11 protein-coding genes and 1 other RNA gene are annotated in these 13,882 nt (G+C 70.4%); all 12 read left to right on the forward strand.

Annotated elements, in window-relative coordinates:
* The coding region (locus tag TSO352_RS25750; protein ID WP_109110879.1) for a hypothetical protein at positions 1-989 on the forward strand (989 nt) is incomplete at its 5' end.
* A gap of 100 nt (positions 990-1,089) precedes the next feature.
* Positions 1,090-2,919: an ATP-binding cassette domain-containing protein gene (locus TSO352_RS25755; RefSeq protein ID WP_109109964.1), complete on the forward strand. Its 1,830-nt coding sequence runs from the start codon at positions 1,090-1,092 to the stop codon at positions 2,917-2,919.
* Complete coding sequence (locus TSO352_RS25760; RefSeq protein ID WP_109109965.1) at positions 2,916-3,794, forward strand: EamA family transporter; 879 nt, start codon at positions 2,916-2,918, stop codon at positions 3,792-3,794. Before TSO352_RS25755 ends, TSO352_RS25760 begins: the two co-directional genes overlap by 4 nt.
* 10 nt (positions 3,795-3,804) lie before the next feature.
* Positions 3,805-4,497: an N-acetylmuramoyl-L-alanine amidase gene (locus tag TSO352_RS25765; protein WP_109109966.1), complete on the forward strand. Its 693-nt coding sequence runs from the start codon at positions 3,805-3,807 to the stop codon at positions 4,495-4,497.
* 73 nt (positions 4,498-4,570) lie between these two features.
* An RNA gene (gene rnpB / locus TSO352_RS25770) (RNase P RNA component class A) lies at positions 4,571-4,977 on the forward strand.
* 745 nt (positions 4,978-5,722) lie between these two features.
* Entirely contained in the window at positions 5,723-6,175 is a 453-nt protein-coding gene (locus TSO352_RS25775) for an MraZ family transcriptional regulator (protein ID WP_247872434.1), read from the forward strand.
* Positions 6,172-7,146: a 16S rRNA (cytosine(1402)-N(4))-methyltransferase RsmH gene (gene rsmH, locus TSO352_RS25780; RefSeq protein WP_109109968.1), complete on the forward strand. Its 975-nt coding sequence runs from the start codon at positions 6,172-6,174 to the stop codon at positions 7,144-7,146. The genes TSO352_RS25775 and rsmH overlap by 4 nt, the downstream gene beginning before the upstream one ends.
* Entirely contained in the window at positions 7,143-7,931 is a 789-nt protein-coding gene (locus TSO352_RS25785; protein ID WP_109109969.1) for a hypothetical protein, read from the forward strand. Before rsmH ends, TSO352_RS25785 begins: the two co-directional genes overlap by 4 nt.
* Positions 7,928-9,769 (forward strand): penicillin-binding protein 2, encoded by a 1,842-nt coding sequence (locus TSO352_RS25790; protein WP_109109970.1) that lies wholly within the window; start codon positions 7,928-7,930, stop codon positions 9,767-9,769. The genes TSO352_RS25785 and TSO352_RS25790 overlap by 4 nt, the downstream gene beginning before the upstream one ends.
* Positions 9,735-11,249: a UDP-N-acetylmuramoyl-L-alanyl-D-glutamate--2,6-diaminopimelate ligase gene (locus TSO352_RS25795; protein ID WP_109109971.1), complete on the forward strand. Its 1,515-nt coding sequence runs from the start codon at positions 9,735-9,737 to the stop codon at positions 11,247-11,249. The genes TSO352_RS25790 and TSO352_RS25795 overlap by 35 nt, the downstream gene beginning before the upstream one ends.
* The gene (locus TSO352_RS25800; protein ID WP_109109972.1) at positions 11,246-12,787 is read left to right on the forward strand and encodes a UDP-N-acetylmuramoylalanyl-D-glutamyl-2,6-diaminopimelate--D-alanyl-D-alanine ligase; all 1,542 of its coding nucleotides are present in this window, start codon (positions 11,246-11,248) and stop codon (positions 12,785-12,787) included. The genes TSO352_RS25795 and TSO352_RS25800 overlap by 4 nt, the downstream gene beginning before the upstream one ends.
* A gap of 9 nt (positions 12,788-12,796) precedes the next feature.
* On the forward strand, positions 12,797-13,882 hold the full coding sequence (mraY, locus tag TSO352_RS25805) for a phospho-N-acetylmuramoyl-pentapeptide-transferase (protein WP_109109973.1): 1,086 nt from the start codon (positions 12,797-12,799) through the stop codon (positions 13,880-13,882).

Below are 13,882 nucleotides of genomic sequence, written 5' to 3' on the forward strand. Positions count from 1 at the left end.
CCGGGGTCGACTGCGCCACCCGGGTGGCGGAGCTGAACGCCCAGGCGCTGGTCCTGGTCGCCAACGGCCAGACCATCGCCGGCGCCAGGGCCAGCTTCGGCTGCTCCGCCAAGGGCGAGGTGATCGGCACCGCCGCGACCTCCATCACCGGCAACGGCGACGAGGCGGCGCAGCGGCGCGGCGCGTGGCAGACCGCCTTCAACGGCTTCTTCAGCCTCGCCGGCGCCAAGACCCTGCCGGTCGCCTTCGGCCCGGTCACCGGCGGCATCACCACCATGCCCAGGCTGGTGTCGATCCAGGGCGCCAGCGAGCGCGACCTCGGGCTGGCGGCGATCTGGTTCGCCCTGGTGGCGGCGATCTTCGTGTTCGCCTTCTTCCGGCATTTCGGCCGCACCGACGCCATCACGCCGATCGCCGGGGTGCCGATGCCGGCCGGCTACCGGGCGCCCTACAGCCTGTCGCGCTTCCAGTTGCTGTGGTGGAGCGGCATCGTCACCGCCTCCTACGCGGCGATCCTGACCATCACCGGGTCGATGGACACCATCACCACCGGCACCATGGCGCTGATGGGCATCGTCGGCGGCACCTCGGTGCTGGCCTCGTTCCAGGACAAGCGGCCGAGCGACGATGAGGTCCGGCGCCGGCAGCACGCCGCCGCCTACCTCGCCGCCGCCCAGGCCAGCCCGCCGGACGCCATCGCCATGGCGCACAGCCTGGCCGAGGTCTACCCGCCGTCGCGCGGGCTGCTGCCCGACCTGCTGAGCGACGCCGCCGGCTACAACATCCACCGCCTGCAACTGCTGGCCTGGACCGGGGTGCTGGGTGTCACCTTCCTCTACGAGGTCACCCGCACGCTGGGCATGCCGGAGCTGTCGGCCAACCTGCTGGCGCTGACCGGCATCAGCAACGGCACCTATTTCGGCTTCAAGCTGCAGGAGCAGCAGGTGCCGGCGCCGACCGCCGGCGATCAGCCGGCCCCCGCCGTCTGATGCGCAACCCGCCCCACCGCATTTGACCGTCGCGGCGGACGGTAAGGGCGCGCTATAACCCAAGCCCTTACCCTCCTGTCTTTCGGCGCACGAACGGTCCATGGCTCCTCCCGCACCCATCACCGCGCTCCAGGGCGTCTCCGTCACCTTCGGCGGCCGTCCGCTGTTCGAGGGCATCGACCTGTCGATCGCGCGGGGCGACCGCGCCTGCCTGGTCGGGCGCAACGGGTCGGGCAAATCGACGCTGATGAAGGTGCTGGCCGGGCTGATCCAGCCCGACGGCGGCACCGTGTTCGTCCAGCCCGGCGCCCGCCTCGCCTACCTGCCGCAGGAGCCGGACTTCACCGGCTGCGCCACCGTCCACGACTATGTCGTGCAGGGGCTGCCCGCCGACGAGCAGGACGAGGCGCACCGGGTCGACGCCGTGCTCGACCGCCTGCAGGTCGACGGCGGCCTGGACCCGCGCACGCTGTCGGGCGGCGAGTCGCGCCGCACCGCCCTGGCCCGCACCCTGGTCGGCAACCCCGACGTCATGCTGCTGGACGAGCCGACCAACCACCTCGACCTTCCCACCATCGAGTGGCTGGAGGAGGAGTTGCTGGCCTTCCGCGGCGGCCTGCTGCTGATCAGCCACGACCGCGCCTTCCTCAACCGGCTGGCCAAGCGCACGCTGTGGCTGGACCGCGGCACGGTGCGCGCCACCGACCGCGGCTTCGCCGAGTTCGAGACCTGGCAGGCCGAGGTCTTCGAGTCGGAAGAGGCGGCGGCCCACAAGCTCGACCGCAAGATCGAGAGCGAGATGAAGTGGCTGCGCGAGGGCATCTCGGCCCGGCGCACCCGCAACATGGGCCGCGTGCGCAACCTGCTCGACCTGCGCGCCGGGCGGGCCGAACAGATCAAGGGCGGCCAGCAGGCCAAGCTCGCCATCGCCGAGGCGGACCGCGGCGGCCGGCTGGTGATCGAGGCGACCGGGATCGGCAAGAGCTTCGACGGGCCGGACGGCCACAAGACCATCGTCCGCAACTTCTCCACCCGCATCCTGCGCGGCGACCGGGTCGGGCTGATCGGGCCGAACGGCGCCGGCAAATCGACCCTGCTGAAGATGCTGACCGGCCAGCTGGCCCCCGACGAGGGCACGGTGAAGCTGGGCACCAACCTCGACACCGCCTATTTCGACCAGCGCCGCGAGGGGCTGGAGCCGGAGGACACCATCCGCAAGGTGCTGTGCCCGTTCGGCGGCGACGCGGTGATGGTCAACGGCCAGTCGCGCCACGTCGCCGGCTACATCAAGGACTTCCTGTTTGACACCCGGCAGCTCGACAGCCCGGTCAAGGCGCTGTCGGGCGGCGAGCGCAACCGGCTGCTGCTGGCCCGCCTGTTCGCCAAGCCCAGCAACCTGATGATCCTCGACGAGCCGACCAACGACCTCGACATGGACACGCTGGACCTGCTGGAGGACGTGCTGGGCGACTATCAGGGCACGCTGCTGCTGGTCAGCCACGACCGCGACTTCCTCGACCGGCTGGTGACCGCCACCATCGCGCTGGAGGGCGACGGCACCGCCACCGAATACGCCGGCGGCTATTCCGACTATCTGCTGCAGCGTCCGGACAAGACGGCGCCCGCCGCCGCGGCCAAGCCCAAGCCTGTCGCCGCGCCCACCGCCGCCGCGCCGAAGCCGCGCGGCAAGCTGAGCTACAAGGACCAGCGCGAGCTGGACGAGCTGCCGGCCCGCATGGACAGCCTGGGGACGGAGATCGCCAAGCTGGAGACGGCGCTGGCCGACCCCGACCTGTTCAGCCGCGACGCCGCCAAGTTCCAGAAGACCAGCGAGCAGTTGCACACCAAGCAGGCGGCCCTGGCCGCGGCGGAAGAGCGCTGGCTGGAGCTGGAGTCCCTGCGCGAGGAGCTGGAAGGCGGCCGGGGATGAGCGTTCCCCACATCCTCCAGGCGCTGCTGGTCATGGCGCTGTGGGGGCTGAACTTCGTCGTGGCGAAATGGGCGCTGCACGAGTTTCCCCCGCTGTTCCTGATGTTCCTGCGCTTCGCCCTGGTGGCGGCGCTGATCGTGCCGTTCTTCCGCATCCCGCGCGACAAGCTGGCGAAGGTGGCGCTGCTGTCGGTAACGCTGGGCACCGTGCATTTCCCGCTGATGTTCACCGGGTTGCAGGGGATCGACGCCGCCACCGCCTCGCTGGCGGTGCAGGCGCAGGTGCCCTTCTCGTCCCTGCTGGCGGCGCTGGTGTTCAAGGACAAGCTGGGCTGGCGCCGCGGAATCGGCATGGCCGCGGCCTTCGCCGGGGTGGCGGTGATCGCCGGCGAGCCGCGGCTGGGCAACGCCCTGCCCTCGCTGCTGATGCTGCTGGCGGCCAGCCTCGCCTTCGCGGTGGCCAGCGTGCAGATGAAGCTGATCGGGGCGGTGAACGGCTTCGCCGTCAACGGTTGGATGGCGCTGATGGCGATGCCGCAACTTCTGCTCCTGTCGCTGCTGCTGGAACATGGCCAGATCGACGCGCTGGTCCACTCGACCTGGGTCGGCTGGGCGTCGATCGCCTACATGGCGGTCGGCGTCACCATCGCCGCCTACGGGCTGTGGTACCCGCTGCTCAACCGCTACGACGTCAACCAGACCATGCCCTACCTGCTGACGGTGCCGGTGTTCGGCGTCGCCTGCGGCGTGGCGCTGATGGGCGACCCGGTGACGCTGAGCCTCGCCATCGGCGGGCTGTTGACCATCGGCGGCGTCGCGGTGATCGTGAAGCGCCGTCCGCGGACGGTCAGCGAGACGGTCACCAACCCGACCTGATGCCGTGGACATGAGCGCACACCGCCGGATCGACCTGCCCTCGCCCAACCACGGCCCGCGCGCCGCCGGCGGGGCGGTGGAGCTGTTGATCCTGCACTACACCGGGATGCCGACCGCCGGCCAGGCGCTGGCCCGGCTGTGCGATCCCGACGCCCAGGTCAGCGCCCACTACACGGTGGACGAGGACGGCACGGTCTACGCCCATGTGCCGGAAGACCGCCGCGCCTGGCACGCCGGCCGGTCGAGCTGGCGGGGGGCGGGCGACGTCAACGGCCGCTCCATCGGCGTCGAGATCGTCAACCCCGGCCACGAGTTCGGCTACCGCCCCTTCCCCTCCGTCCAGATGGACTCGGTCGCCACGCTGTGCCGGGCGATCATGGGCCGCCATGGGATCGCCGCCGCCGAGGTGCTGGGCCACAGCGACGTCGCCCCGTCGCGCAAGGAGGATCCGGGCGAGCTGTTCGACTGGCCCGGCCTCGCCGCCCAGGGCATCGGCCTGTGGCCCACGCCGTCCCAGGCCGACGAGGGCCCCTGCTCACCCACAGAGGTGACGGCGCTGCTGGGGCGCTACGGCTACGACCCGGCCGAACCGAAGGCCCTGCTGGCCTTCCAGCGCCATTTCCACCCGCAGGCGCTGACCGGCGCCCCCGACGCCGAGACGGTGCGCCGCCTGCGCGCGCTGGTCCGGATGACCGGGCGGTGATGGCGTCTCCTGATTTCCGGCTTTGCGATTTGGGATTTGCCCCCACCGCCGCTTCCCTATATGAACGCCCCTGCCAGATGGCCGGATGGCCGCCTTCGGTTTCGACCGGGGGAGGAAAGTCCGGGCTCCACGGAAACACGGTGCCGGTTAACGGCCGGCGGGGGCGACCCTAGGGACAGTGCCACAGAAAGCAAACCGCCCGCGTTTCGACGCGGGTAAGGGTGAAAGGGTGCGGTAAGAGCGCACCGCGGACCCGGCAACGGGGACGGCACGGTAAACCCCACCGGGAGCAAGACCGAATAGGAGCGGCCCGGCCACCCGGCCCAGCGATGGGACGGGATGGGGCCAAGCGCGTTTCCGCGCCGCCGCTCGGGTTGGTCGCGCGAGGCGTCCGGGCAACCGGCGTCCCAGACGAATGGCCATCGCCTGATCCTTTGCGGGATCGGGACACAGAACCCGGCTTACAGGCCATCTGGCACTTTTCCCCACCACGCATCCCATAGCGTCCCGGATCCGCGCCCCGCCCGGGCGGCCGATCCCATGTTGCCCCAGGGCACGCCCCCCGGTCGGCGCGCTTCCCGCCCGATCCTCCCGGCGGGCCCATCCACCCGCATCATCCACAGCCTGCGCCCTGTCCTCCCCGCCCTTCGATGGCGGCGTTCCGCGCTGTCCGCGGGTTGGGCACAGGCTCGTCCACATTTTCCCCAGAACAATCCACAGCCGGTGGATAACTGTGGGGCCAATTCCCATGCCGTCCCATGCCTGACCCTGGTTTCGCACCCTAAGCATTATGTCGTTCGGAGGGGTCGATTCGGCTGGTGGATGAACCATGGATAGGACGTATTTTCGTAAATTTTTGGAACGTTCAATGAACCTGTGTGGATAACTTTATCCACATCCCAGCGACTCGCCGGAATACTGCGAAGATCCCCGGAATTCGTACACCAACTTGCCCGGATGCCACAGCTCCACCCAAAAGTCTTGACACCCCCGTCTGAATACTCGGGGGGCCGTTGACGCCCATGCCGTCCCATGCTATCCCAGAACTGCCCATTTAAGGGGGGCTTTTACCCAGTCTGGTTAACACCGGCGGGGAAGGGCTGAATGGGCCAAGCGGGGCTAGCGCGGGGCACCCGACCGCGCGTGGGGGATAGCAGGGGGGACCACTGGGCCTATGGCCGTTTTCCTGTCCACATACGTCAACAAAGTTGACAGGAAAGGGCGTGTGTCCATCCCGGCACAGTTCCGGCAGTCGCTTGCCAAAACCTCGGCGGCGACGACCGTCTATCTCTGGCCCTCGCTGAACCACCAGGCGCTGGAAGGCGCCGACCAGGACTATCTCGACGTCCTCTCCGAAAGCCTCGAGTCCCCCGACCTGGACGCCGACGAGCGCGACATGATCGAGACCTTCATCTTCGGCAAGCTGATCCCCGTCTCCCTCGACGCCGAAGGCCGCATCGTCCTGCCCAAGGAGCTGGCGGAATTCGCCGGCATCAACGAGGAGGCCTCCTTCATCGGCCGCCGCAAGACCTTCCAGATCTGGGAGCCGGAAGCGCTGAAGTCCCACGAGCAGGCGCTGCGCGAACAGGTCGTGCGCAAGGACATCTCGCTGAGCCAGATCGTCGCCAAGGCGTCCCGCGCCGCCGCCGCCGGCCGGGCCGGGGAGGGCGGCGCATGACCGCCCCCATCCACATTCCGGTGCTGCTGGACGAGGTGATCGCCGCGCTGGCGCCGCGTGACGGCGGTGTCTATGTCGACGGCACCTTCGGCGTCGGCGGCTACAGCCGCGCCCTGCTCGAAACGGCGGATTGCCGCGTCTACGGCATCGACCGCGACCCCGCCGCGATCGACCGCGGCCGCGCCCTGGCCCAGGCCTACCCCGGCCGGCTGGAGGTGATCGAGGGCCGGTTCGGCGACATGGACGTCCTGCTGCGCGACCGCGGCATCGACCGGGTCGACGGCGTCGCGCTCGACGTCGGCGTCTCCTCCCCCCAGATCGACGAGCCGGAGCGCGGTTTCTCCTTCCGCTTCGACGGCCCGCTCGACATGCGGATGGGACGCGATGGGCCGACCGCCGCCGACGTGGTCAACCACGCCGACGAATCGGAACTGGCCGACATCATCTACCAGCTCGGGGAAGAGCGGATGGCCCGCCGGGTCGCCCGCGCCATCGTCGCCGCGCGCCGCGAGCAGCCGATCGCCCGCACCGCGCAACTGGCCGACATCGTCCGGTCGGTGGTGCCGCGGGGGAAGAAGGGGGAGGGGATCGACCCCGCCACCCGCAGCTTCCAGGCGCTGCGCATCCATGTGAACGACGAGCTGGGCGAACTGCGGCGCGGCCTGTCCGCCGCCGAGTCGCTGCTGGCGCCCGGCGGGCGTCTGGCCGTCGTCTCCTTCCATTCGCTGGAGGACCGCGAGGTCAAGGCGTTCCTGAAGGAACGCTCCTCGCCGCCACCCTCCCCGTCCCGCCACACGCCCGTGACCGCGGTCGCGGCGCATCACCCATCCTTCCGCCTGCTCTCCCGGAAACCCGTGGACCCGAGCGAGGCCGAAGCCCGAAACAACCCCCGCGCCCGGTCCGCCCGGCTGCGCGCGGCTGAACGCACCGAGGCGCCCGCGTTCCCAGCGCCCGGCAAGGAGGCGGCATGAAAGGCAAAACCTGGCTGTTCTGGGGTGGCCTGATCGCGGCTGCCGGCGGCGTCCTGTTCCAGACCAGCTACGACGTCCAGGATCTCGAGGAGAAGCTTGCCGGGCTGAACCGCAAGATCATCCTGGAGCAGGAGTCCATTCAGGTCCTGAAGGCCGAATGGAGCTACCTGAACGATCCCTCCAAGCTTGAGGCCCTGGCGCACGCCTACCTGCCGTTGCAGCCGACCGAAGCCCGCCAGTTCCTGGCGCTGGAGATGATCCCGATGCGCCCGGCCGACGCGCCGCCGCCCGCCGCCACGACCCCGGGCCTTGCCCCGCTGCCGCCGATGGTCCGGGCGCCGGGCGCCGCCGTCCCGCAGGTCGCCGCCCGCATGCCGGTTCCGGCCGCCTCCACCGGCATCGTGCCGGTCAGCGCGACGCTGCCGGCCGGCGCCGCGATCCCGAAGACGGTGCCGATGGCCAAGGCGCTGGAACGCGCGCCGGTCGTCGTCCCCGCCGCCCTGCCCGCCCCCGCCGACCCGTCCGCCGCCCGTCCGGCGCGGATCAAGCCGGCGGCGCTGGTGCCGGGTGCCGCCCGCGCTCCGTCCGAACCGGCGCCGGCCGCCGGCCGGATGGCGCCCAACGTCCCGACCGCGCTCAACCGGCCGACCGAACTGGCGTCCCGCCCGATGCCCGTCGCGGCCCCGACTCCGGCGCCCAAGGCGGCCGCCGCCCAGCCGTCCTACCAGCCGAAGCCGACCGACAGCCTCGGCCTGCTCGTCGCACGCCTGGGTGCCAATCGATGACCATCCCGCCGCATGACCAGGGCGGTCCGGCGGGCTACGGCCAGCCGGGCGCCAGCACCGGCAGCAGCTATGTTCCGCCCCCGGCGCACAAGCCGCGGACGTCGCTGACGGTCGCGCTGGAGCAGAGCCGCTACCGCCTGATGGTCACAGCGGCGGTGGTGACGGCGGTGTTCGGGGCGATCGGCGTCAAGCTGTCGCTGGCGACCCTGTTCGCGGGCGGCGGCGAGCCGCGCCAGCACGTCGCGCTGGAGTTGGACAACACCACCTCCAACCGCGCCGACATCATCGACCGCAACGGCAACCTGCTGGCGACCTCGCTGGTCACCCAGTCGCTCTACGCCGATCCCAAGCTGGTGTCGCGCCCGGAAGAGGCGGCGCAGAAGCTGGTCAGCGCCCTGCCCGAGCTGGACTACAAGGAGGTGCTGGGCAAGCTGAGCGGCGACCGCCGCTTCGTCTGGCTGAAGCGCAACCTGACGCCGAAGCAGCAGGCGGCCGTCCATCGCCTGGGCATCCCCGGCGTCTCGTTCGAACGGGAGGAGCGGCGCTTCTACCCGGCCGGCCCGCTGACCTCGCACATCGTCGGCTTCACCGGCATCGACAACAACGGCCTGGCCGGGATGGAGCAGGGCTTCAACAAGCGGCTGACCGCCGAGCCCGGCACGCCGCTGCAGCTGTCGGTCGACCTGCGGTTGCAGCATGTCCTGAAGAAGGAACTGGCCGCCACGGTGCAGGAGTTCAGCGCCATCGGCGCCGCCGGCATCATCTTCGACGTGCGCAACGGCGAAGTGATGGCGATGGTCTCGCTGCCCGACTTCGACCCGCAGGACCCGACCGGCCTCGACCCCGACACTCTGTTCAACCGGGCGACGCTGGGCGTCTACGAGATGGGGTCGACCTTCAAGATCTTCAACTCGGCGCTGGCCTTCGACTCGGGCAAGATCCGGGTGTCCGACGCCTTCGACGCGGCCCACCCGATCAAGATCGGGCGCTTCACCATCAACGACTACCACAACCTGCACCGGGCCCTGACGGTGGCGGAGGTGTTCCAGCACTCCTCCAACCTCGGGTCGGTGCGGATGGTGCAGCAGATCGGCATCGCGGCGCAAAAGTCCTTCATGACCAAGATGGGCTTCACCAAGCCGACCGGCCTGGAGCTGCCGGAAAACGGCTGGCCGCTGGTGCCGAACCCGTGGCGCGAGGTCAACAGCTACACCATCTCCTTCGGCCACGGCATTTCGGTCAGCCCGATGCACACGGTGGCCGCCGCGGCCTCGGTCATCAACGGCGGCCAGTTCCACACGCCGACGCTGCTGCGGCGCCAGCCCGGCGCCGAGATCCCGACCGAACAGGTGGTGTCGCGCCAGACCTCCGACATGATGCGGCGCATGTTCCGCTTCGTGGTGGCGGACGGCACCGGCAAGTCGGCCGACGTCAAGGGCTATGTCGTCGGTGGAAAGACCGGCACCGCCGACAAGCAAAAAGGGCGGCACTACCAGAAGAACTCGCGCATGTCGTCCTTCCTCGGGGCCTTCCCGATGCAGGACCCGCGCTACATCGTCTATGTGCTGGTCGACGAACCCAAGGCGACGGCCAAGACCTATGGTTACGCCACCGGCGGCTGGGTCGCCGCCCCGGCGGTGGGCCGCATCATCAAGCAGGTCGGGCCGCTGTTGAACGTGCCGACGGTGGACGAGAACGCGCCGGAGATCCTGAATTCCACCTACCTGAACGCCGCTGGTTCCACCAACTGGCAGCAGTCGCTCCCGCCCGTCACCGCCCCAACCCCGCCGAAGGGAAGCACCGTTGCGTCTTTCCCAACTCAGACCAAGCCGCGCTGACGCCAATCCCGGCGTTACCGACCCCGCCCGGCCTCCCGCCGGGGATGATCCCACCCGGCCTCCGGCCGGGACTGATCCAGAAATCACCGGGCTGACCGCGGACAGCCGCGCGGTCAGGCCCGGTTTTGTCTTTGCGGCCCTGCCCGGGGTGAAGACCGACGGCCGCGCCTTCATCGCCGACGCGCTCGCCAAAGGCGCCGTCGCGGTCCTGGCCGCCGAGGGCACGGCGCTTCCGGCCGGCTCCGGCGCCGTCCTGCTGACCGACCCGCAGCCCCGCCTCGCCTTCGCCCGGATGGCCGCCGCCTTCCACGGGCGCCAGCCCGGCACGGTGGTCGCCGTCACCGGCACCAACGGCAAGACCTCCACCGTCCAGTTCGCCGCCCAGATCTGGGAACGCATGGGCGTGGCCGCCGCCAGCCTGGGCACGCTGGGACTGCTGGGCCCCGGCCTGCACGGTTATGGCGGGATGACGACGCCCGACCCGGTGTCGCTGCACCGCGACCTCGCCGCCGTCAAGGACGCCGGCATCGAGCATCTCGCCATGGAGGCGTCGAGCCACGGGCTGGAGCAGTTCCGGCTGGACGGCGTCGCCATCACGGCCGCCGGCTTCACCAACCTGACCCGCGACCACCTGGACTATCACGGCACGATGGAGGCGTACCGCGACGCCAAGGCGATGCTGTTCAGCCGCATCCTGCCGTCCGGGTGCGCGGCGGTGCTGAACGCCGACAGTGACCACTTCCACCATTTCGCCACGATTTGTAACGAACGTGGCCACCGCGTCCTGTCCTATGGTCTCGCCGGCACCGCGCTGCGGGTCACCGGGGTGGAGCCGCTGGCCCATGGCCAGCGCCTTGCCCTGTCGGTGCTGGGCCGCGACGTGACGGTGGACCTGCCGCTCGCCGGACGCTTCCAGGCCTGGAACGTCCTGTGCGCGCTGGGCCTCGTGATCGGGTCCGGCGGCGACGCCGACCGGGCGCTCGGCACGCTGTCCTCGCTGGAGGGGGTGCCGGGACGGCTGCAGCACGTCGCCACCCACCCGAACGGGGCGACGGTCTACGTCGATTTCGCCCACACGCCGGACGCGCTGGAAACGGTGCTGCTGGCGCTGCGGTCGCACGCCCATCGCCATCTGGTGACGGTGTTCGGCTGCGGCGGCGACCGCGACCGCGGCAAGCGTCCGGTGATGGGGGGGCTGGCGGCCCGTCTGGCCGACCGCGCCATCGTCACCGACGACAACCCGCGCACCGAGGATCCCGCCTTCGTGCGGGGCGAGGTGCTGGCCGGCGCGCCGGGCAGGCTGGAGGAGATCGGCGACCGGGCCGAGGCGATCCGCACCGCGGTGCGGCAGCTTCAGCCCGGCGACCTGCTGGTCATCGCCGGCAAGGGGCACGAACAGGGACAAACGATCGGCACCGAGGTGCGTCCGTTCGACGACGCGGACGAGGCCCGGAAAGCCGTAGCGGAGGTTGGAGCATGAGCGACGACAAGACGGTCCTGTGGACCGCGCAGGACGCCGCGGCCGCGACCGGCGGCCAGCTGACGGGCGGAGACGCCTGGGCCGCCACCGGCGTGTCGATCGACAGCCGCAAGGTGGCGCCGGGCGACCTGTTCGTGGCGTTGCGCGGGCCGAACTTCGACGGGCACGCCTTCGTCGGTGCGGCGCTGGCCACCGGGGCCGTCGCGGCGCTGGTCGACCACATCCCGGACGGCCTGCCGGCCGACGCCCCGCTGCTGCGCGCGCCGGCCGACACGTTGGAGGCGATGGCCGGGATGGGCGCCGTCGCCCGCGCCCGCTGCGGCGCCCGCTTCGTCGGGGTGACCGGGTCGGTCGGCAAGACCGGCACCAAGGAGACGCTGCGCCACGTCCTGTCGGCGCAGGGGCCGACCTACGCCACCGAAGGCAGCCTGAACAACCATTGGGGCGTGCCGCTGTCGCTCGCCCGCCTGCCCGCCGACCGCGCCTACGGCGTGTTCGAGCTGGGGATGAACCACGCCGGCGAACTGGGGCCGCTGTCGCGGCAGGTCAGGCCCGACGTCGCCATCATCACCAACGTCGAGGCGGCGCATCTGGAATTCTTCGCCGGGGTCGAGGCCATCGCCGACGCCAAGGCCGAAATCTTCGAAGGGCTGGGGCCCAACGGCGTCGCCGTGCTGAACCGCGACAATGGCCAGTTCGCCCGCCTGAAGGCCGCCGCCGTCCGCCACGGCCTGTCGCATGTCTGGAGCTTCGGCGCGGCGGACGACGCCGACGCCCGGCTGCTCGACTGCTCGCTGCACGCCACCTGCAGCGCGGTTACCGCGGTGATCCGCGGCGAGCGGCTGCAATATTGCCTGTCGCTGCCCGGCAAGCACTGGGTGATGAACAGCCTGGCCGTGCTGCTGGCGGTGAAGGCGCTGGGCGCCGACGTCGCCGCCGCCGCCCGCGCCCTGTCCAGCCTGCAGCCGGTCAAGGGCCGCGGCACCCGCAAGCGAATCCACGCCGACCAGGGCGCCTTCACCCTGATCGACGAGAGCTACAACGCCAGCCCGGCGGCGATGGTCGCGACGCTGGAGGTGCTGGGCACGATCGACCCCGGCGCCGGCGGCCGCCGCATCGCCGTGCTCGGCGACATGCGCGAACTGGGCGAGCGCGCCGACGCGCTGCACGCCGCGCTGGTTGATCCGCTGCGGGCGGCGCATGTCGACAGCGTCTACGCCTGCGGCCCGCACATGCGCGCCCTGTTCGACCGGCTGCCCGAGGCGATGCGCGGCGCCTGGACCGAGAGCAGCGTCGATCTGGCCCCCATCGTCGGCGCCGCCGTCAAGGGCGGCGACGTTATCATGGTCAAGGGGTCGTTGGGCAGTCGCACAGGTCTGATCGTCGATGCGCTCGCGGCACTCGACACGCGGCGCGAAAGCGGCGACAAAGCCGCCTCCCGATCCACCAACCAGCCCCAGACGGCTTTGCAGACGGCCTCCCCACCCGCCCAGGCGTCGACCACCCAGGTGTCGGCCGCCCAGGCGCCGCGAGGCTGACGGACCCACATGCTCTACAACCTCCTCTTCGGCCTGGCCGACGTCTTCTCGCCCTTCAACCTGTTCCGGTATCTCACCTTCCGGACCGGCGGCTCCGTGCTGACCTCGCTGGTGATCAGCTTCATGTTCTTCCCCAGCCTGATCGCCTGGCTGAAGCGCAAGCAGGGCGAAGGCCAGCCGATCCGCGCCGACGGCCCGGAAAGCCACTTCAAGAAGAAGGGCACGCCCACCATGGGCGGCCTGATGATCCTGATCGCGATGACGGTCAGCACCCTGCTGTGGGCCGACCTGACCAACGCCTACATCTGGATCGTCCTGCTGGTGACCATCGGCTACGGCCTGATCGGCTTCGGCGACGATTATCTGAAGCTGACCAAGCGCAACACCAAGGGCCTGTCCGGCCGCTTCCGCCTGGGGTGGGAGATCGCCATCGGGCTGGTCGCCTCGGCGCTGATCATGTGGGTGTCGGCCCCGCCGCTGTCGGGCGGCGTGGCGGTCCCCTTCGTCAAGGACTTCCTGATCCAGCTGTCCTGGTTCTTCGTGCCGTTCGGCGCCTTCATCATGGTCGGCGCGTCGAACTCGGTGAACCTGACCGATGGTCTGGACGGTCTGGCCATCGTGCCGACGATGATCGCCGCCGGCTGCTTCGGCCTGATCTCCTACCTGTCGGGCAACGCGATCTTCGCCAACTACCTGCAGATCCACCATGTCCCCGGTTCGGGCGAGCTGACCGTCTTCTGCGGCGCGCTGGTCGGGGCCGGGCTGGGCTTCCTGTGGTACAACGCGCCGCCGGCCATGGTGTTCATGGGCGACACCGGCTCGCTGTCGCTGGGCGGGGCGCTGGGCGCCGTCAGCGTGGTGACCAAGCACGAGATCGTGCTGGCCATCATCGGCGGCCTGTTCGTGCTGGAAACCGTGTCGGTGATCGTGCAGGTCGCCTCGTTCAAGCTGACCGGCAAGCGGGTCTTCCGCATGGCGCCGCTGCACCACCATTTCGAGAAGAAGGGATGGGCCGAACCGACGGTGGTGATCCGGTTCTGGATCATCGCGTCGATCCTGGCCCTCGCCGGCCTCTCCACGCTGAAACTGCGCTAG

The organism is Azospirillum sp. TSO35-2 (assembly GCF_003116095.1).
Lineage (GTDB): Bacteria > Pseudomonadota > Alphaproteobacteria > Azospirillales > Azospirillaceae > Azospirillum.

Excerpts from the sequence above, each read along its gene's own strand:
- TSO352_RS25755 (WP_109109964.1), top strand. The coding sequence starts at position 1,090 with ATGGCTCCTCCCGCACCCATCACCGCGCTCCAGGGCGTCTCCGTCACC.
- TSO352_RS25760 (WP_109109965.1), top strand. The coding sequence starts at position 2,916 with ATGAGCGTTCCCCACATCCTCCAGGCGCTGCTGGTCATGGCGCTGTGG.
- TSO352_RS25765 (WP_109109966.1), top strand. The coding sequence starts at position 3,805 with ATGAGCGCACACCGCCGGATCGACCTGCCCTCGCCCAACCACGGCCCG.
- rsmH (WP_109109968.1), top strand. The coding sequence starts at position 6,172 with ATGACCGCCCCCATCCACATTCCGGTGCTGCTGGACGAGGTGATCGCC.
- TSO352_RS25785 (WP_109109969.1), top strand. The coding sequence starts at position 7,143 with ATGAAAGGCAAAACCTGGCTGTTCTGGGGTGGCCTGATCGCGGCTGCC.
- TSO352_RS25790 (WP_109109970.1), top strand. The coding sequence starts at position 7,928 with ATGACCATCCCGCCGCATGACCAGGGCGGTCCGGCGGGCTACGGCCAG.
- TSO352_RS25800 (WP_109109972.1), top strand. The coding sequence starts at position 11,246 with ATGAGCGACGACAAGACGGTCCTGTGGACCGCGCAGGACGCCGCGGCC.
- mraY (WP_109109973.1), top strand. The coding sequence starts at position 12,797 with ATGCTCTACAACCTCCTCTTCGGCCTGGCCGACGTCTTCTCGCCCTTC.